The organism is Streptomyces sp. MB09-01, from assembly GCF_033794505.1.
In the GTDB taxonomy this organism is placed as follows: Bacteria; Actinomycetota; Actinomycetes; order Streptomycetales; family Streptomycetaceae; genus Streptomyces.
In genome coordinates this window covers 14,976-33,625 of sequence record NZ_JARAYQ010000074.1, presented here as the reverse complement: position 1 = coordinate 33,625, position 18,650 = coordinate 14,976, and the positions used below count along the sequence as shown (strand labels likewise).

General features: G+C 73.0%; 18 protein-coding genes and 2 pseudogenes. 13 read left to right on the top strand and 7 right to left on the bottom strand.

The genetic code is table 11. The features are described 5' to 3' along the window. Positions 1 to 47 precede the first annotated feature (47 nt). The 3 genes from PV721_RS17705 to PV721_RS17695 all read left to right on the top strand — a co-directional run bounded on the left by PV721_RS17705 (position 48) and on the right by PV721_RS17695 (position 4,224). Positions 48 to 1,301, top strand: coding sequence for an MFS transporter (locus tag PV721_RS17705; protein ID WP_319725251.1), 1,254 nt, complete (start codon positions 48 to 50; stop codon positions 1,299 to 1,301). A 173-nt stretch (positions 1,302 to 1,474) separates the two neighbouring features. Then, positions 1,475 to 2,401 (top strand): 5'/3'-nucleotidase SurE, encoded by a 927-nt coding sequence (gene surE / locus PV721_RS17700; protein WP_319725249.1) that lies wholly within the window; start codon positions 1,475 to 1,477, stop codon positions 2,399 to 2,401. Between the two features lie 206 nt (positions 2,402 to 2,607). Beyond that, positions 2,608 to 4,224, top strand: a complete 1,617-nt coding sequence (locus tag PV721_RS17695; protein ID WP_319725248.1) for a carboxylesterase/lipase family protein — start codon at positions 2,608 to 2,610, stop codon at positions 4,222 to 4,224. A 73-nt stretch (positions 4,225 to 4,297) separates the two neighbouring features. On the opposite strand, the gene PV721_RS17690 is transcribed toward PV721_RS17695, so the two are convergent. Continuing rightward, positions 4,298 to 5,383, bottom strand: a complete 1,086-nt coding sequence (locus PV721_RS17690; protein WP_319725245.1) for a DUF2330 domain-containing protein — start codon at positions 5,381 to 5,383, stop codon at positions 4,298 to 4,300. Between the two features lie 86 nt (positions 5,384 to 5,469). Between PV721_RS17690 and PV721_RS17685 the strand changes: the two genes are divergently transcribed. Then, a complete protein-coding gene (locus tag PV721_RS17685; RefSeq protein ID WP_319725243.1) occupies positions 5,470 to 5,982 on the top strand; it encodes a hypothetical protein in 513 nt (170 codons plus the stop codon). A gap of 116 nt (positions 5,983 to 6,098) precedes the next feature. Next, positions 6,099 to 6,656, top strand: a complete 558-nt coding sequence (locus PV721_RS17680; RefSeq protein WP_319725241.1) for a DUF4232 domain-containing protein — start codon at positions 6,099 to 6,101, stop codon at positions 6,654 to 6,656. A 70-nt stretch (positions 6,657 to 6,726) separates the two neighbouring features. Here PV721_RS17680 and PV721_RS17675 read toward each other — a convergent pair whose 3' ends face one another. Both PV721_RS17675 and PV721_RS17670 read right to left on the bottom strand, forming a co-directional pair. Beyond that, positions 6,727 to 7,578 carry a GNAT family N-acetyltransferase gene (locus PV721_RS17675; protein ID WP_319725238.1) on the bottom strand — a complete coding sequence of 284 codons (852 nt, stop codon included), beginning with the start codon at positions 7,576 to 7,578 and terminating at the stop codon, positions 6,727 to 6,729. An 88-nt stretch (positions 7,579 to 7,666) separates the two neighbouring features. Continuing rightward, a complete protein-coding gene (locus PV721_RS17670; protein WP_319725236.1) occupies positions 7,667 to 8,089 on the bottom strand; it encodes an HAD family hydrolase in 423 nt (140 codons plus the stop codon). Here PV721_RS17670 and PV721_RS17665 point away from each other — a divergent pair. Both PV721_RS17665 and PV721_RS17660 read left to right on the top strand, forming a co-directional pair. Then, positions 8,026 to 8,298 (top strand): annotated as a pseudogene (locus tag PV721_RS17665) (hypothetical protein); the annotation flags it as partial. The gene PV721_RS17670 and the pseudogene PV721_RS17665 sit on opposite strands and share 64 nt — an antisense overlap. Before the next feature lie 369 nt (positions 8,299 to 8,667). Beyond that, complete coding sequence (locus PV721_RS17660; RefSeq protein ID WP_319725254.1) at positions 8,668 to 10,119, top strand: hypothetical protein; 1,452 nt, start codon at positions 8,668 to 8,670, stop codon at positions 10,117 to 10,119. On the opposite strand, the gene PV721_RS17655 is transcribed toward PV721_RS17660, so the two are convergent. Together PV721_RS17655 and PV721_RS17650 are read right to left on the bottom strand one after the other, a co-directional pair. Then, positions 10,061 to 10,807, bottom strand: a complete 747-nt coding sequence (locus PV721_RS17655; protein WP_319725234.1) for a response regulator transcription factor — start codon at positions 10,805 to 10,807, stop codon at positions 10,061 to 10,063. The genes PV721_RS17660 and PV721_RS17655 overlap by 59 nt on opposite strands. Further along, positions 10,804 to 11,655 (bottom strand): sensor histidine kinase, encoded by an 852-nt coding sequence (locus PV721_RS17650; protein WP_319725252.1) that lies wholly within the window; start codon positions 11,653 to 11,655, stop codon positions 10,804 to 10,806. The genes PV721_RS17655 and PV721_RS17650 overlap by 4 nt, the downstream gene beginning before the upstream one ends. A 143-nt stretch (positions 11,656 to 11,798) precedes the next feature. Here PV721_RS17650 and PV721_RS17645 point away from each other — a divergent pair, with 143 nt between their 5' ends. From PV721_RS17645 to PV721_RS17625, 5 genes and pseudogenes are all read left to right on the top strand, one after another. Then, the gene (locus PV721_RS17645) at positions 11,799 to 12,509 is read left to right on the top strand and encodes an ABC transporter ATP-binding protein (RefSeq protein ID WP_319725231.1); all 711 of its coding nucleotides are present in this window, start codon (positions 11,799 to 11,801) and stop codon (positions 12,507 to 12,509) included. Then, entirely contained in the window at positions 12,506 to 14,815 is a 2,310-nt protein-coding gene (locus PV721_RS17640) for an ABC transporter permease (protein ID WP_319725229.1), read from the top strand. The genes PV721_RS17645 and PV721_RS17640 overlap by 4 nt, the downstream gene beginning before the upstream one ends. Before the next feature lie 116 nt (positions 14,816 to 14,931). Continuing rightward, positions 14,932 to 15,318, top strand: coding sequence for a GDSL-type esterase/lipase family protein (locus PV721_RS17635; RefSeq protein WP_319725226.1), 387 nt, complete (start codon positions 14,932 to 14,934; stop codon positions 15,316 to 15,318). A 124-nt stretch (positions 15,319 to 15,442) separates the two neighbouring features. Continuing rightward, positions 15,443 to 16,921, top strand: a complete 1,479-nt coding sequence (locus PV721_RS17630) for a condensation domain-containing protein (protein ID WP_319725224.1) — start codon at positions 15,443 to 15,445, stop codon at positions 16,919 to 16,921. An 85-nt stretch (positions 16,922 to 17,006) separates the two neighbouring features. Then, a pseudogene (locus tag PV721_RS17625) lies at positions 17,007 to 17,143 on the top strand (IS5/IS1182 family transposase); the annotation flags it as partial. A gap of 117 nt (positions 17,144 to 17,260) precedes the next feature. Here the strand turns inward: PV721_RS17625 and PV721_RS17620 are convergent. Further along, positions 17,261 to 17,764, bottom strand: a complete 504-nt coding sequence (locus PV721_RS17620; RefSeq protein ID WP_319725221.1) for a hypothetical protein — start codon at positions 17,762 to 17,764, stop codon at positions 17,261 to 17,263. A gap of 55 nt (positions 17,765 to 17,819) precedes the next feature. On the opposite strand from PV721_RS17620, the gene PV721_RS17615 reads away from it, so the two are divergent. Further along, positions 17,820 to 17,969: a hypothetical protein gene (locus tag PV721_RS17615; protein ID WP_319725217.1), complete on the top strand. Its 150-nt coding sequence runs from the start codon at positions 17,820 to 17,822 to the stop codon at positions 17,967 to 17,969. Here the strand turns inward: PV721_RS17615 and PV721_RS17610 are convergent. Beyond that, positions 17,959 to 18,516: a 2'-5' RNA ligase family protein gene (locus PV721_RS17610; RefSeq protein WP_319725214.1), complete on the bottom strand. Its 558-nt coding sequence runs from the start codon at positions 18,514 to 18,516 to the stop codon at positions 17,959 to 17,961. The two genes, PV721_RS17615 and PV721_RS17610, sit on opposite strands and share 11 nt — an antisense overlap. Between the last annotated feature and the right edge of the window lie 134 nt (positions 18,517 to 18,650).

Here is an 18,650-nt window from a genome sequence, read left to right as displayed (position 1 = left end):
CCCCCCACGCACCGCCACCTCCCCGCTCCGTCCCCCGAGGAGTCGTCATGGCCACGCCCGAAGCCGTCGATACGCCCGTACCCCCGATGCCGGAACCCGTCCGCCAACGAGGGCTGATGCCCCTGCTGCTGGTCGCCAACTCCGCCTTGATGGCCGTCTACATGGGTGTCGGCTCCGTCCTGCTGCCCACCCAGATCGCCGCGATCGCCCCCGATGACAAGGTCGCCGTCCTGGGGCTGATCGGCGGCATCAGCGCGATCTTCGCCACCGCCTTCAACCCGATCGCCGGAGCCCTCTCCGACCGCAGCGGCCGCCGCAACCCGTGGATCCTGGGCGGCGGCCTGGCCTCGCTCGCCTTTCTGGGCCTGCTCGGCAGCGTGAACACCGCGCTGCTCGTCGGCATCGGCTGGTGCCTGATCCAGGCGACCATGAACATCTACCAGGCCGCCGTCACCGCGATCGTCCCGGACCGGATCCCCGTCGCCCGTCGCGGCACCGCGTCCGCGCTGGTGGGGCTCGGTCTGCCCATCGGCGGCACGGTCGGCGTGCTCGTCGCCTCGAACACCGCTGAACACCTGCTCACCGGCTATCTGATCCTCGGCGCGATCGTCGCCGTCTCCGCGCTGCTGCTCACCGGATTCTGCCGGGACGTCCCGCGCACCGAGTCCGCCGCCAAGCCGCCGGCCGCCCCCAAGCGCGCCCAACTGGCCGCCTTCCTCTCGGCCTTGGGCAATCACGACTTCCGCTGGGCCTTCATCGGCCGCGCCCTGATGGTCCTCGGCTACTTCGCCGTCGTCGGCTACCAGCTGTACATCCTCGACGACCACATCACGCTGCCCGCCGGACTCACCCCGCCGGCCGCGATGGCCGTCCTCACCCCGGTCTCGATGGTCGCGATGGCCCTCTCCACCGTGCTGGGCGGGCTGCTGTCCGACCGCCTGGACCGCCGCAAGGTGTTCGTCGGCGTATCGGCCGCCCTCGCCGGGCTGGTCATGGTGGTCCCCGTGGTCAGCCCGACGTGGACCGGCATGCTCGTCTTCAGCGCGCTCAACGGCCTTGCGTTCGGCTGCTTCATGGCGGTGGACACCGCCCTCGTCACCCTGGTGCTCCCGAGGGCCGAGGACGCAGCCCGCGACATGGGCGTGCTCAACATCGCGAACGCGGGACCGCAGATCATCGCCCCCTTCGTCGCCTCGGCGGTCGTCACCGCACTGGGCGGCTACACCCCGCTCTTCCTCGTCGGCGGAGCCCTCTCCCTGATCGGCGCGCTCGCCATCCTCCCGATCCGCAGCGTGCGCTGACCACCCTCATCCGGGCCCGGTCCCCCGCTCTCCCGGGCCCGCTCCGGGCCCGGTCCCGCGGGACCGGGCCCGGCCGGAACTCCGGCGGGCGCGCGCCGAGGGTCGCGCGCCCGCCGGGCTGCACCACGCACCACCGCTCACCCTCACCTCCCTCCGCTCTGAAGGAGCACTCTGTGAGACGCAAGCGAGTTCTGCCGCTGGCCGCCCTGATGCTGTGCACGCCGGCCCTGGCCGGCACGGCACCCGCGGTCGCCGCGCCGCAGACCGCGCCCACGGCGCCGGCGGCCGCGCCGGCCGGCCCGTTGCGGATCCTGCTCACCAACGACGACGGCTACAACGCGCCGGGCATCCGCAAGGCCTTCGAGCAGCTGACCGCCGCCGGGCACGACGTCACGATCGTCGCCCCGCTCACCAACCAGAGCGGTACCGGCACCAAGATGATGAGCGCCCTCGCGATCGCGGTGAAGCACCCCGAGCCGAAGGTCTGGGCCGTCGACGGCACCCCGGGCGACTCCGTCGCCTTCGGGCTGGCCGAGGTCTTCGCCGGCAAGGCCCCCGACCTGGTCGTCTCCGGCACCAACTTCGGCCCGAACGTCGCCGGGCTCGCCACCCACTCCGGTACGGTCGGCGGCGCCGTCGCCGCTCTGGAGTCCGGCGTGCCGGCCATCGCGCTGAGCACGGGCGGCCTGAGCGCGCCCGACCCGGTCACCACGGTCAACGCCATGGGGCCCACGCTCGACTTCGCGGTCAAGCTGATCGACCGGCTGCAGGTCCGGGCACGGTCCGGTCCCCTGCTGCCCAAGGGCGTCGGCCTGAACGTCAACCACCCGGTCGTCGGTGCGGACGGCAAGGGCACGGCCGCCGGTGTGGCCGCCACTTTCCAGGACCCGCAGAACTTCCTCGAGCCGGACTTCGCCGACGCGGGTGACGGCACCTGGAAGGTGACCGTGAAGGTGGCCCTGAAGCCCGCCGCCAGGGGCGGCGACATCGAGGCGGTGGCCGCCGGCAGGATCGCCGTCAGCCCGATGAACTCCGACTGGAACACGGGACCGGCGGACCACGCGGTGACCTCGGCCCTGATCGCCGGGCTCCGTCCGTAGGACACCGGACCGGCCGGGGGCGGAGCGTGCACGAGGCTCCGCCCCCGGCCGCACCCGAGGCCCCCGAGCCGACGGCGAACGCCCGAGGCCCGAGGTCCCAGGTCCGAGCTCCGAAGACCCCTGCAGCAACCTGTCAGATCCCGGCACGCACCCGCACGCACCCGCGCACGCGCTCCGCACGACTCCGCACGACTCCAGGAGGACGGATGAAGAGGCCCGGCTACCGGCTGTCTTCGGCAAGATCCCTGCTCGGCACGGCCCTCGCACTGGTGACCCTGCTCGCCTCGGCCCTTCCGGCGGCGGCCTCTTCGCCCTCGCCGCCGACATCGGCCGGCGGTTCGCCCCGCCCTGTCGTCACCGTGACTCAGGGCGCCCTGCGCGGACAGTCACGCGACGGTGCCCAGGAGTTCCTCGGTGTCCCCTACGCCGCTCCGCCGGTCGGAGACGCGCGGCTGCGGGCACCTCAGCCACCGCCCCGGTGGAACGGGGTGCGCGAGGCCGCTCAACAGGCGCCCGCGTGCCTGCAGTTCTCGCCGTTCGGCCTGGCCGATCCGCAGGCCGTCAGCGAGGACTGCCTGTACCTGGACGTCTACCGCCCCCGGACCGCCCGCCCCGGGGCCCGGCTCCCGGTGATCCTCTGGATGCACGGGGGCGCGTACAGCCAGGGAACGGGCACGCAGTTCGGCGGGCGCACCATGGCCGATCTCACCCAGAGCGTGGTCGTCAGCATCAACTACCGCCTGGGACAGCTCGGTTACCTGGACCTTCCCGAGCTGGGCCGGGAGAACGCCCGGCGTTCCGGGTCCTTCGGCCTGATGGACCAGCTCGCGGCGCTGCAGTGGACACAGCAGAACATCGGCGCCTTCGGCGGGAATCCGGGCAACGTGACGATTTCCGGGCAGTCCGCGGGCAGCGGTTCCGTCTGCGCGCTGCTGGCCGCCCCCTCGGCCGCGGGCCTCTTCCACCGGGCCGTGCTGCAGAGCGGTCCCTGCACCCTGCTGCGTACGCCGGACATCGCGGCCGCCGAGGGGCAGGCGCGGTCCTTCGCCGCCCGCGCGGGATGCACCGTGGCGGAGGCGGCCGCCTGCCTGCGCGCCGTCTCCGGGGCGGCGCTGGTCGAGGCGGCCCGTACGCTGCCCACCCCGGGTCCGGCGTCCGGTGACGGCCTGCTGCCGCTCCCGCCCACGCAGGCCATCGGAAACGGCACGTGGAACAAGGTGCCGGTGCTGATCGGGAGCACCCGCGCCGAGGCCCGCTTCTTCGTCGCGCTGACGCAGCCGCGGCTGACGGCGGAGCAGTACACGGCGCAGGTCCTGGCGGACTACGGGGCCGCGGGTCCCGAGGTGCTGGCCCGCTATCCGGTCGCGGCGCACGGCTCGCCATACCTGGCCCTCTCGGCCGTCATGACGGACTCGACCTTCGCGTGCCACACGGCGTGGACGGCTCAGCTCTTCGCTTCCCAAGTGCCTACGTACGTCTACGAGTTCGACGACCCGGAATCGCCCACCCTCGCGGGGGCGCAGGTACCGGGCCTGGACGAGTCGAACGCGCACAGCGCGGAGCTGGCCTATCTGCACGACTTCACCATGGGCGAGCGCCCACTGACGCCGGTCCAGACCGCGCTCGGCACCCGGATGAAGCGCTACTGGGCCGCGTTCGCGCGCTTCGGCGCTCCCGCCGCGGCGGGTCAGACGGCGTGGCCGCCGGCCGGCGCTGCCGGTACGGTCCTCACCCTCAATCCGTCCGTAACCCGGACGACCTCGTCCTTCGGCGAGGAACACCAGTGCTCCTTCTGGCGGACCCAGCCTCCCCGGCCCCTCTGATCCACTCCGGGCACCGTGCACGCCCGGGCGGGCCCGTCCGCGAAGCGGGGCCGAGGTCCGCTTCTTCGGGACGTCAGGCGGCCCGGTCCACGCGGAGCCGGCGGCGGCGTCGGATCACCGCGAAGAAGGAGCCTGCGAGCGCCACGAGGACGGCCGACACCGTCAGGAGCCACACGGGGATCCCGCCCCCGACGGTGAGCAGCTCGTCGTGGTAGACGGCCCTGCGGTACGGGGTGTCCTTGGCGGTGGCGCGCAGTTCGTGGTCGGCGTCGATGCGGGCCGGCTCCGGGAACTCCTGGTCGATCGCGGTCAGGAACACCGGCTTTCCGCCCGCCAGTTCGGCGATCGGTCCGTCCTTCGGGTGCACGGCCCCCGCGAAGGTCACCTTCGGCGCGGAGCCGCCGATCGGGGAGGCGGGTTCCATGCGGTGGTCGGCGAGCACGTACAGGCCGAGCGACTGGGGCGTCTTCGCCATGCGGGAGAGCCGCATCGGGTAGACCAGCCGGTCGCTCTCGAAGCGGATCCTCAGCGGGTCGAGGTCGCCGCGCAGCACCTTGCCCTGCTGGCGGGGGGCGAGCCGTACGGCCACGTACTCCCAGCGCTGGTCGACGTACGGCTGGACCTCGGCGGCGAGCCGGTCGGGAAGCTTGAAGCCATTGGTCTCCAGCCAGGTCTTCAGGGCGTCCGGGTCGGTGGCGGTGAGCCGGGCCACGTCGAAGTCGCCGAGCTGTTCGCGGCCGACGACGCCGACGGCCGTGTCCCCGGCGCCCGGGGGTGTGGCGCCGGCGAGGCCGTCCCGGCTGGAGGAGAAGGGCCAGTCCCGGTGGCGCGGCCAGAAGTAGTGCCGGGCCTTGCGCTCGGGGCGGGTCAGGTCCCGCAGTTCGCCGAACATGTCCCCGTCGCCCAGCTCCACGGTGGCCCGCCCGGGCACCGGCATGATCCAGGCGGCCCGGTGGGCGTCCCCGCCGACGGTGAAACGCATGACGATCTGCTCGGTACGGCCGTCCCAGCGCACGACGGACGTCTCCCGGTCGACGCCGATCCGGGACCGGCCGTCGGGAACCATGGCCCCGCATCCGCACGCGTACGCGGGGTTGATCAGGGCGCCGAGCTGCGTCACGAGCAGGGCGAGGAGCAGGGCCGGAATTCTTCGTTTCATCCACACGGGCTCTCAGACGACTGCCCTGGTGATCCGGTTCCGACCCCCCTCGCAGAGCGGTCGGCCGTGGGCTCATACTGTGCCCCATGAGGGGGAGCGAGAAGCGGCAGCATGCTCTGCTGCGCCAGGGTGCGGTACCGCGCAGTCCGCTGGTTCCGGATGCGGTGGAGGCGGAGATCGCCCGGCACGACTGGGAGTCGACGGATTGCGGCTGCGGCCGTTCGGCGGGCCATCTGGTGGCCGCCGTACGGGATGCCGCCGAGGGTCATCCGGCCGCCTTCCACGCGCTGGAGGGCCACGTCTTCTTCGCGGAGCACCTGAAACCGCCCGCGCCGGCGGTGTGCGCCGTGCTGATGGCCGTGTGGGCCGCGCAGCCGCCCCGGCAGGCGACCCGCGAGGCGCTGCTGTGGACGTTGCTGGCCCTGCTGTGCACGGTGGACGACGGCGGCACCCACGAGGCCGGGCTGCACGGGCAGTGCGTCGCCTTCATCCGCACGGGCACCGCCGGCTTCCGCCGCGAACTCACCGCGGCACCGGGCTCGGGACCCGCCGCCTACGCGGAGGCCATCCTCGAGATCCTCGGCCTGCCGACCTCCTAGGGGTGCCTCGCCTCCAGGTCAGAGCGTTACGGGTGCCGTCGGGCAGGGGCGGTGCGAGGCTGGGAGGAGATGTGGCCCGGCGAGAGCGGGCGTCCTGCGGACCATGAGGAGAGCGCATGAAGGGCACGACGCATGCAGGGGCGGCCAGGACCACGGCCCTCTGGCTCGCGACGGGCGCCGTGACCTGCGGCCTGTTGCTGGCCGCGGGTCAGGGCGCCGGGGCCCAGCAGCCGGACGGGCGGCGGGCACCCGCCCCGCCCTGCACGAACACCCAGCTCCTCGCGGACAGCGCGCAGCGGATCCGCGGCAGCCAGGTGCGGATCACCTTGGTCAACGAGGGTCCGGAGGCGTGCTCCCTGAAGGGCTTCCCCGCCGTCGCACTCGCAGGTCAGGGCTCGCCGGACCGCAACAAGCCCCTGAACGTGGTCCCTCAGGGCCAGGCGCGCCCCGTGGAGCTGCAGGTCGGCGGCCGGGCCTGGACCCGGCTCACCTTCACCCCGGTGCTCGGTGAGGCCGACGGGTACTGCGCCTCCGGTGCCGAGCCGACCGTCGCGCCGTCGATCGTGCTGGGCGTGGGAGGCGGCGGGCTCCAGGTTTCGCCCGACGACGGCGGGGAGTTCGCGCTCTGCGGCACCACCGTCCGCGCCACGGCCTTCCGCCCCGCCGGTTCCTGAGGGATTCGCCGGCCCGGATCTCCGGGCGGCGCGGGCCGGGCCGGATCCGAAAGGGACGACAGAGACAGTTCTAGATGCCGATCGAGCGGTACTCGTCCAGCACGGCGAATCCGGTGCCGTCGTACAGGCTCATCGCGACGTCGTTGCCGCCGAAGACGTTGAGCATCATCGCCTCGTCGCCGCCCTGCCGGGTGGCCCACTCGCCGACGGCCATCGCGGCCCGGCCGTAGCCCTTGCCGCGGTGCTCCTCGTACACCTCCAGCGAGAAGCCGAAGGTCACGCCGGGAAGGAAGCCGTGGTTCAGCCAGCCGGTGCCGACCGCCTGGCCGCCGGCCTCCAGCACGTAGAAGGCGTGACCCGGGGTCTGGTACCCCTGCGGGAGGTAACGGGCGAAGTCCTGGTCGGACTTCGCCTTGGCCTCCTCCGGGGTCAGGGTTCCCGACCGGACGATGTCCGTGATGTAGCCGGCCTCCTCGGCGGCGTACCAGGCCGGGTACTCCTCCTCGGTGAGCCGGCGGACCGCCAGGCCCGGCGGCAGCTCGGGCCGTTCGGCCGCGGCGCGCATCCGGATCTGTCCCCGTACGGGGTAGTCGGCGAACTCCCCCGCTCCGCCGCTGAGCCGGACCTCCACCCGCTGCGCCCCGTGCTCGGCGCACCACCGCTCGGCCCACGCACGCCCCCGCGGCACCGTCAGGTCATGGATCCGGCCCACGGTCGCGCCGTTGTCCTCCGTCACCCCGACCGCGATCCACCCGGTACCGTCCGTGGCGACCGTCCAGCCGTCGATACCCTCCACCGCCCGTGCCAGCAGGGCCCGGGCCAGCGGCTCCGAGCACCCCGCAGCCCGGTACCCGGCCAGCACCCGCTCCTCGAAGCCGCCCCGCCATTCACCCTGGTCGGCCACGATCCGTATCCCGTTCATCCGCCCACCCTAGGCAGGACCGCCGCCCACCCGCCGGACTTTTCCGTCGCGGGGACCGGTACCGCCGGCCTGACCGGCAGGACGGGCCCTAGTGGGTGGCCGGCAGGCAGCTCCGCAGGAGTTCGGGGGTGGCCTCCTCCAGGGAGCGGGCGAAGACCCGCTTCGGCGAGGCGGGGACGGCCAGCAGCGAAGGCACGACCAGGAGCCCGCAGCCGGCCGCCTCCGCGGAGGCGGCGCCGTCCGGGGAGTCCTCCACCGCCACGCACGCCTGCGGTACGAGGCCCAGCCGTCCGGCGGCGGCCCGGTACGGGTCCGGGTGCGGCTTGGACCGGGCCGTGTCGTCGGCGGACGGGGTGAAGGCGAAGGGGACATGGGCGAGCGAGCCCCCGACCACCGAGTCCACGACCAGCCGCGGGGATGCGCTGACCAGGGCGAAGGGCAGCGTGAGTGTGGCGCCGGGCGCGGAGATCCTCGCAGTGCTGCGGCTGCGCCTGCTCGACGGGGAACCCACCGTGGTCGAGCGGACGGCCTACCCCGACTGGGTCGCGGCAGCGGTGGAGGCGATGCCGGAGGACTGCCGCTCCATCATGGACCGGCTGGCGGACGCCTCCGGGATCGTCGCCCCCCACGGGCGAGCACCTCATCGACGCCCTCCCGGCCGGCAGCGAGGACGCCCGGCTGCTGGCGATCCGGCGGGGCAGTCCGCTGCTGCGCCAGCGGCACGTCTCCGCGACGGCGACCGGCCGCCCGATCGAGTGGTCCGACGACCGCTACCGGGCCGGCAGCGTGACGTTCAGTGTGAGCGGCAGTAGCAACGCCCCTGGAACGGCGCGCCGGCGACGGCTGACCGGGCCCGGCCGATCCGGCGGTCGCACCCGGCAGGCAGTCGGCGACCCGGCTGCCGCGGTGGTCGAAATCCCCTTCGTGGCCCCGGCCCTGCCGCTGTATCGTCCCCACCGGAACCGACCGGCCGCTGAACGGGTGTCAGGGAAAACCGATGATCGAAGTACGGCAGCCGCGGATCCTGTGGACGGCATCCGAGGCCCTGACGGCCGCCGCCGCAGCCGCACCACGGACCGGAGACGGCCGGTGAACGACGTCCTGTGCGGCCTCGCCGCCAACCCCGCGCTGCCGCCCGAGCTGGTCGACCGGCTGGTCGCCCGGGCCGTGGCGGAGCCCGGGCCGTCCGAGGCCCTCGTCGAGGATTGCGCCGAGGAGCTGCTCGACGATCTGGTCCGGGCGCTGGCCGGGCGCGCCGATCTCGGCCGCGCCCACGTGGAGGCCCTGGCCGCGCGCGACGAGGACACCGCCGTGCTGCTCGCCCGGGACGGGCACCTCACCGCCGCCGACGTGGACCCGGCGGCGCGGCCGTACGCAGCCCTCGCCCTCCTCGACGAGGGTCGCGGCCTCCCCGCCTGGGCCCGCCTCCTCGCCGCTGACCCGTCCCCGGACATCCGCTGGAAACTGGCCTCCTGCCCCGGGCTTCCTCCGGACGTCGTCACGGCCCTCGCCGCCGACCCGGACGTGGAGGTCGTCTCCGAACTGGCCCTATGGACCACCGAACCCCCCGAAGCCGCGCGCCTCGCGCGGCACCCGCATCCCGAGGTCCGCCGGGCGGCGGCGGCCAACCCGGCTGCTCCGGCTCCTGCCGTGTCCGCCCTCGCCGAGGACCCTGAGCTGTCGCTGACCTGGGTGTTCGCCGAGCGCACCGATCTGCCGCAGGCCGTTCACGCGCGGGTGGCCGCCGACCCCCGGCCCGGGGTCCGGGCCACGCTCGCGCGGAACCCGGGGATCGGGCCGGAGCTGATCCGGGTCCTGGCCGCCGACCCGGAGGAGGACGTGCGGCGGAGCCTGGCGCAGCATCCGCGGGTGCCGCTCGCCGTGTTGGTGGGGCTGGCCGCCACGCTCCGGACCTGGCCTGCGCTGCTGCCGCGGATCGCCGCCGCCCCGCCCTCCGAGCTCGAGGAACTGGCCGCGTCCCCGCATGCGGCCGTACGGATGCTCGTGGCGCAGCGGCGCGATCTGCCGGCGCACTTGCGCGACGCGCTGGCCGAGGACCGCGATGCGGCGGTGGTCAGGGCCGTCGCGCCGCACCCGGGCCTGTCCGAGGACCGGCTGCGCTCGATGGTCTCGCTCCACGGGGTGCAGGTTCTCGCCGCGGTGGCCGCCAATCCGGACGCGTCCGGGACCCTGCTGGAGCACCTGACCCGGCATCGACCGCCCGTGCGGAAGGTCTTCAAGGAGGTCGCCCGGCACCCGAATGCGACGGGCCCGGCCCTGCTGGCCTGCCTGGCGGACAGGACGGCCCGTCCGCTGGCCGCCGCCCATCCGGCCCTGCCGGCGGCGACCGTCACCGCGCTGCTCACCGACGAGGACCCCCGGGTGGCGGAGGAGGCCGCCGCCAACCCCGCGCTACCGCGCACGGTGATGGCGGGCCTGGTTCCCTGCCGGCCTGCCGGCCCGCCGGGCCGCCTGGCCGGGGTCACCCGGCAGGCTCCGGACCGCGCGCCGAACCGAAAGGGACGACCGAGCCCGGGGTGACCAGGCCGGTCTCGTAGGCCAGGACCACGGCCTGGGCCCGGTCGCGCAGGGACAGCTTCGCAAAGATGCGGGCCACATGAGTCTTCACCGTGGCCTCGCTGAGCGTCAGTTGCCGCGCCAGCTCGGCGTTGGAACGGCCGTGGCCCATCAGGGTCAGCACCTCGCGTTCGCGCGGCGTCAGCGCGGCCAGTTCCCCGTGGGCACCGCCGGTCGTGAGGCGGTCCGCGGCGGCCGCACCCGGGGCGCAGCGTTCCACCAGCCGCCGGGTGATCGACGGGGAGAGCAGCGCGTCGCCGGTGCCGACGAGGCGGACGGCGGCGGCGAGGTGCTCGGGGGTGACGTCCTTGAGCAGGAAGCCGCTGGCTCCGGCGGCCAGGGCGGCGTACACGTACTGGTCGAGGTCGAAGGTGGTGAGCATGATCACACGACAGTGCGGGGCTTCGGCGAGGATGCGCCGGGCGGCCTCCAGGCCGTCCATGTTCGGCATCCGGATGTCGAGCAGGACGACGTCCGGGCGCAGCCGGCGCACCGCCGCGACCGCTTCCACCCCGTCGGCGGCCACGCCGACCACGTCGATCCCCCGGGCCGTCAGGATGAGCCGGAAGCCGGTGCGGACGAGGTCCTGGTCGTCGGCGATCACCACCCGCGGCGACGGCGCGGCCGGGGCGGCCCCGGCGGGCGTGCTCACGGCCGGTCCAGGGGGAGGCGGGCACGCACCCGGTATCCGCCGCCGAGGCGGCGGCGGGCGTCGAAGTCGCCCCCGTAGACGGCGACGCGCTCGCGCAGACCGAGCAGTCCGCGGCCGGCGCCCTCGGCCTTCGGAGCAGTGCCGCCACCGGTCGGCCGGGGGCCGGGCGTACTTCCCGTCAGCACGCTCGGTCCGCCGTTGAGCACCTCCACGCGCAGCGCGTGTTCCGCGTATCGCACCGTCACCTCCGTCTTGCCTCCGTGTCCGTGTTTGAGGGCGTTGGTCAGCGCCTCCTGGATGATCCGGTACGCCGTGACGTCGATCCCCGCCGGGAGCGGGCGCGGGTCGCCGGAGATCCGTACCTCCACCGGCAGGCCGGCGAAGGCGAACCGGTCGATCAGCGAGCCGATCCCGGCGAGGCTCGGCTGCGGCGACAGCCGGGCGGCGTCCGCGGCCCCCTGCGCTTCGTACGGCTCGTCAGCGCCGTCCTGGGCGGGTGCGAGCAGACCCAGCAGGTGCCGCAGTTCGGTCATCGTGTTCCGCCCCGCCTGCTCCACGGCGCCCATGGCCGACGCGGCCTCTTCCGGCATCGTGCCCAGCACCTCACGGGCGGCTCCCGCCTGGACCACCATCAGGCTCACGTTGTGGCTGACGATGTCGTGGAGCTCCGCCGCGATCCTGGTCCTTTCGGCGTCGACGGCGGTGCGGGCCGCGTTCTCCCGCTCCCGCTCGAGCAGCCACCCGCGCGACTCGATCGCCGCCCGGTGGCCGCGCCGCAGGCGCAGCAGGGCCACGCCCAGCCCGCCGGCCGCGGCCGTCGCCAGACAGGCCGCCCCCACCGCGATCATCAGCCCCACCCTCAACTCCCCACCCGTGTAAGCCTCGATGTCATTCTGCCGGACCCGCCCCGTACATCCCCGGGATGACCTGCCCCGACGGTTACATCCGGGGGCTGACGCACCGTCCGCGGACTCCACTTTAGGTTCGGGCCATGACAACTGATCACGACAGTGCGCGGCAGGTCGTCGTACGACTGCAGGGTGTGCACAAGGAGTACGGCGACGCCAAGGCCCTGGACGGCCTGTCCCTGGAGATCCGGCGGGGGGACGCGGTGGCCGTGATGGGCCCCTCCGGCTGCGGAAAGTCCACGCTGCTCAACATGGTGGCCGGGCTGGACCGGCCGACGGCGGGCACCGTCGAGGTGCAGGGGCAGGACCTGGGGACGCTCAACGAGACCGGGCTGGCGCTGTTCCGGCGCCGGCACATCGGCATGATCTTCCAGTTCTTCAACCTGATCGACGACCTTCCGGTCCTGGACAACGTGGCGCTGGCCGCCCAGCTGACGGGCACCTCCGCACGGCATGCGCGCCGGCGTGCCCTGGAGCTGCTCGACGAGCTCGGCGTGGCCGACCGCCGGAACAACTACCCGGCGACGCTCAGTGGCGGGGAACGCCAACGGGTCGCCGTGGCAAGGGCTCTGATGAACCGTCCGGCGCTGTTGCTGGCGGACGAGCCGACCGGCGCCCTCGACAGCCGCTCTGGCGAGCAGGTGATGGACCTGCTCATCGACCTCAACCAGATCGGCCAGACGCTGCTGATCGTCACGCACGACCCGCAGCTGGCCACGCGCTGCGCCAGCCGCCTGGTCGAGGTGGCCGACGGCCGGGTCGCCCGGGAGAGCGCGCTGGAGGCGACCGCGTGAGCGCCGTGTGGCGGGCCTCGCGCGCGGCCGTGAAGCGCCGCAGGCTCCAGACCTTCGTCATCGGACTGGTCGTGCTCTGCTCGACCACGACCGTCCTGCTCGCGCTGGGGCTGCTCGACGTCGCCACCGGCCCCTTCGACAAGGCGTACGCCGCCCAGCGCGGCCCGCACACCGTGGCGGCCTTCGACACGGCGAAGGTCACGCCGGAGCAGCTGGCGCAGACCGCCCGGCGGCCTGGTGTGACGGCCGCCGCGGGGCCGTTCGGGCAGAGCGTCGTGGACGTGCCCGAGGGCTGGCTCTGGATGCCGGGCGGCTCGCTGACGGTGGTGGGCCGGGCGGACCCGGGGGGCCCGGTGGACCGTGTCGAGGTCCTGGAGGGCCGCTGGGCGACCTCACCCGGTGAGATCGTCGTGGGCTGGACCTCCGACGGCTCCCCCGGCCCGCAGCTGCTGGGAACCACGCTGGAGGTTCCCGGTTCCGCGCCGCTGACGGTCGTCGGATTCGCGGCGGGCATGAGCAAGTCCGCGGACGCCTGGGTCTCGCCCGAGCAGATGACCGCGCTGCGTCCGGCCACCGCTCAGATGCTCTACCGCTTCACCGGTTCCTCGACGGACGCGCAGCTGGGCTCCGCACTGGCCCGGGCCACCTCCGGATTGCCCGAGGGATCGCTGACCAGCGCGCACACGCACCTCGACCTGAGGAAGGCCTTCTCGTCGCTGGCCGACGCCTATCTCCCCTTCATGACGCTGTTCGGTGTCCTCGGCCTGCTGGTCTCCGCCCTGATCGTCGGGAACGTCGTCAGCGGGGCGGTCGTCTCCGGGTACCGGCACATCGGCGTGCTCAAGGCCCTGGGCTTCACCCCGAACCAGGTGGTCGCCGTGTACCTGACGATGATGGCCGTACCGGCCGTCGTCGGCTCCGCCGTCGGGACCCTGCTCGGCAACGTGCTGGCCGAGCCCGTCCTGGGGGTCGCGTTCTCCGGCATCGAGACCGGCCGGGCCGCCGTCGACGGCGTCTCCTCGTGGGTGTCGGTCGTCTGTCTGCTGGGGATGCCCGCCCTCGTCCTGCTCACCGCGCTGGTCCCCGCGCTGCGGGCGCACCGGCTGCCGGCGGCCCGGGCCATCAGCGCGGGCAGCGCCCCCCTGACGGGCCGCGGGCTGCGTGTCCAGCGCGTGCTCGGCGGCAGCCGGCTGCCGCGCGCGGTCAGCATGGGCCTGGGCCAGCCGTTCGCCCGGCCCGGCCGCACACTGCTGACCCTGGCGGCCATCGTCCTCGGGGTCACCACCGTGACCCTGGCGACCGGACTGACCAGCACGATGCTGGCGTACAGCGAGGCCGGGCGCGGGGGCGCCGGCGCTCTGGTCAGGGTGGAGGCCGGGGGGCCGATCAACGGCCGGACCCCTCCCCTGCTCGACGACGCCCGGATCGAGGAGCGGCTGCGGTCCCTACCCGGTGCGACGGGGGTGCGGGCCCGCGCACTGGCCCAGGTGACCCTCGTCGGGCAGAGCCGGCCCGCCTTCGGCGACTTCTACCGCGGGGACGGCGCCTCGTACGCCAGTCAGATCGCCCAGGGCCGGATGCCCCGGGCGGCCGGCGAGGTCGCGGCCGGCCCGGCCTTCCTGGCCCAGCGCGGGCTGCGGCTCGGTGACCGGGTCACCCTCGCGCTGAACGGCAGGCAGACCACCGCGACCGTCGTGGGCGAGCTCATCGAGGGCAACGCGCGGGCCCTGGAGGCCTCCTGGGAGACCCTCCTGCCGCTGGCGCCGGACGCCCGCGCGGTGGAGTACGAGGTGCGGCTGTCTCCCGGAGCCGATGCCCGGGCCTACGCCGAGGCGGCCGGGGCCGTCGACCCGGGGCTGCGCGCCTCGGTGTCGGATGCGGGGAACACGGCCACGACCACCGTCGTCACCTTCTCGTCGGTGTTCACCGTCCTGCTGAGCGTCGTCGCGTCGCTCGGCGTCTTCAACACCGTCCTCCTGAGCACCCGCGAGCGCCGCAGGGACCTCGGCATGCTCAAGTCGATCGGGATGACCCCCTGGCAGGTCGTGGTGATGACCGTCACCTCGGTGGCGGGCGTGGGCGCGGTCGGCGGACTGCTCGGCATCCCCCTCGGGGCGCTCGCGCACCGGTTGGTGGTGGACAACGTCGGGATCGTCGCCTTCCCGGAGTCGATGAAGAACGTCTGGGACGCGCCGCAGTTGGCCGGCCTGCTGCTGGCCGGGGTCGCGATCGCCGTTCTCGGCGCGGTGGTTCCCGCCCGGTCGGCGGCCCGGACGACCATCGCTGCGGCCCTGCACACGGAGTAGGCGGCGGGGCGGCCCCGGGAGCGGTCGGTGCGCGGGCGTACGGACGGTCGAGGGGCGTGCGCGGGAAACTTCCGGCGGGGCCGTCACATCCCCGCCCCCGTCCGGGTCAGAGGAGTATGACTGCCAAGAAGATCGTCCTCGCCCTCCCGCTGGCCGCCGTGGTCACCGCCGAGGAGATCATCGCCGGATACCGGCAGCTCATCGGTGAGGCCCACACCCGCGGGGTCGAGGTCATCGGCGCGACCATCCCGCCCTTCCACGGCTCGGCCTACTGGACCGAGCGCGGCGAGGACGTTCGTACGGCCGTCAACGCATGGATCCGCACCAGTGGCGCGTACGACGGGGTGGTGGACTTCGACCGGGTGCTGGCGGCGCCCGCCGACCCGGAGCACCCCAAGGAGATCAAGATCAAGGACGAGTACGCCTTCCCCGCCGACCGCCTCCACATGAACGACGCCGGATACAAGGCGATGGCTGACGCCGTGGACCTCAACTCCTTCTGATCCCGCGCCTCTCGGCCCCGACGCCCCGCCCCGCCCCCCGGCCCGGTTCAAGTGCTTCGTCACTTCCCCGGGCCGGGGGTCGTTAGGGCCTTGGGGTTGATCCGGGGGACGAAGGGATGACGGTATGCGGCAGTTTCCTCTGGAGATGCACCACGTGGCACCCGGCCGGGTGGTCGAGTGGCGGCTCCGGTCCTCGGCGGCGGAGGCCGGTGCCACGGACGATCCGGCGAGCCGGAGGGCGTCCTTCAACCAGGACAAGCACTTCACCGTCGCCGAGGAGAGCCGGGCGGCCGACGACCCCGTCGCGTCCTGGGTCGCGGTCACCTTCGAAGTGACCGGCCCGCTGGACGAGGAGGCCCTGGCGCAGTCCCTGCTGTCCTTCGTGCGACGGCACGAGGTCCTGCGGTGCGCCTTCCGCCGGCTGGCCGGGGAGCTGGCCTGCGAGCCCTTCGACCCCGCCGGTCTCTCCCTCGAACCCCGGCACGTGGGCACCTTCGAGTCCGCCGGGCTGCTGAACGGATTCCTCGTCGATCGGTTCAAGCGGAGCATCGACACCCTCTCCTGGCCGCTGTTCATCATGGGCGCGGTGCTCCGCGAGGACTCCGCCACGGTCTACCTCGCCTTCGACCACATCGTCTGCGACGGCATGTCGATGCCCATCGTCGTCAGCGAGGTGCTGACCGCCTACGAGGCCCTGTGCCGCGGGGACGAGATCGCACTGCCGCCCGCCCCGAGCTATCTCGACTTCGCCGACCAGCAGCGCCGCCGCTACCTGTCCATCGACGCCCGCGACGAACGCCTCGGCTACTGGAAGGCCTTCATCGGCCGGGCCGGCGAGTTCTTCCCCCGCTTCCCGCTCGACCTGGGCGTCGAGCCGGACCGGATGTACCCGATCGTCAACGAGGCTTCGCTGCTGCTGGACGCCGCCGAGACCGAGGTGTTCGAGAAGACCTGCCTGACGGCCGGCGGCAAGCCCTTCATGGGGGTGCTCGCCTCCGTCGCCGTGTGCCTGCGCGAGGCGGGCGGGCCAGGCGTCTACCGGGGCCTCATGCCGGTCAGCGAACGCGGCCGGGGAACCTGGACGAACTCGGTGGGCTGGTTCGTCAACACCATGCCCATCGAGTTCGACGCCTCACCCGGCCGGGACTTCGCCCAGGTCATGGCCTCCGTGCGGGCGGGCTTCACCGAGATGATCGGCCATGTCGACGTGCCCTTCGTACGGGCGTGGGAGCTGCTGGCGCCCGAGGAGTTCGCCGCCCGCTCCTGGCCGTACCCGGTGAACTTCTTCTCGTACATCGACATGCGCAAGTGCCCGGGCGCCGAGCGCCACGACGACTGGCGGCCGGCCACCCACGTGTGGTCGGCGCGCGCCAACGGGGCCTGCTCGTGGTTCCAGCGGGACACGGACGGGCTGCACATGAACTCGCTCTACGTCGACACCCCGGCGGCCCGCCGGACGATGGGCGACTTCCAGGAGGCACTGCGCCGGACGGTCCAGGAGATCGCCCGCGCCGGCGGCTTCCGCCGGCCCGTCGCGCTGACCCCGCCGCGGCGGCCCGTGGGTACCCCGCGGGACGTGGCCGCGTACGCCCGGCGCCGCTGACCCGAAGGGCTACGGGGTGGCCGCCCGGGCGGCTCGCGGGGTGCTCCGCAGCAGGGCGACCCCGACGGCGAAGGCCCAGTGTGGGCTCATGAACCACCGCCGCCTGGCCCGCGACTACGAAGCCAAGCCCCACCGCTCCGAAGCCATGATCCACCTCGCGATGATCAACCTCATGACCCGCCGCCTGACCGGCGATCCACACGCACTTGGCGCGACACCTGACGACGCACCGCAAACTACGGCAAACCGACCCGAAGGGTCGGACCTGACCTGCGGGCAGGTGCATCCCGTTGATGCGGCTGCCTGTGATACGGCGGTGGTGGGCGGTCGAGAGGCAGGTCATGCGGGATCACGTGCGGTCGTACTGCGGATGTCCAGGTAGAACTCGATGAGTTTGACCGTGGCGAAGGCTGTGGCCCCGATGCGCAGAGCGTTGACCCCGAACCAGGTCCAGGCAAGTGTGTCGACGCGCGCCGGGTCGTTGATCGGAGGCCCGAAATACAGCGTGCCGTTGATCTGCGTGACGGCGACGAGGGTGAGCGCGGCCATGGCGAGATGGCCACGAGTGGCGAGTCGCAGGCGGGTCTGGTTCGCAGGCGACAGCCCGCCCCGCTTCAGCCAGAGAAAGGCCAGCGAGCCCAGGGCCGGGACAGCCACGATCGCGTAGTAGAAGACCGGGTTGGTGACCGAATGGTACGGGTCCCACAGAGACTGGGCTTCCCCAGCATGTGCACCGATCATCATGTTCGGGACATCGACGATCTCCTCATAGAGGAAGCCGAAGAAGAACCACGCGTGGCACAGAACCGCTGTGCTCGCAGCGGGGCCGATACGGGCATGCAAGGGGACGCCTCCTGGATGGCAAAAGATTCCGACATCCATCAAATGGTCAAATTTCTTGGATATCAACGTGCTTGAAGACTGCGCGCGTAGTGAGAGGGCCGACCTTCCTCGCCTGCTGACGGGGGAACTGATCGACCTCGGCAAGGGGGCGGATTGCGACCTCCGGTACGGCAACCTCACCAGCCGCGACGACCTCATCGACTAGATTTACCTCGGCCGCGCAGGGGAAAGGCCGCCTGTTCATGCCAGGACTCGCCGTCGCAAACCAAGAGCTGAACCGCCGAAACGTGGGCGGTGACCGGCAAACGGCCGGTGAGGGCGGCCTCGGCCTCGTCGAACACGCTCCGCTCCTGACCATGGGCCACCGTCAGGTGCGGGACGACCTCGGCGAACCGGCCCCCATAGGGCGGGACCTCCGGCCATCGTTCGCAGACGGCTTGAGTAAGAGCCCGCAGTGGACCCTCCGGTGTCGGCACCAGGAAGAGCACGTCGGGGAACCGCCCGAAGCCCTCGAACCGAACGTCGAAGGCGCAGTGGGCACCAACGAGTGATTCGAGCGCGCCGAGCACGTCGGCATCGATGCGGCCATGGTCCAGAAATGGATAGAGAACCGTCACGTGCGCCGGAAGCCTGGCTCCGGCCGAGGAGTCGAACCGCTGGCGCCATCCGCCCACGAGCGGCTCGGCTTCGGGCACCTTGACCAGCAGCACCGTTTCCCCTGCCTGATACAGGCCCGACTGGTCTTCCGGCATGCCCCTCCCTGATCTCCCGTCTCATAGGACCACACGCCGAAGAGCGTCGCAGCATGTTGGGACGAGTCGGCGGACCAGTGTTCCGGATCCCGGTGAATTGGCCCCCAAGCCTGTTGACGCGGCTGATGGGCGGC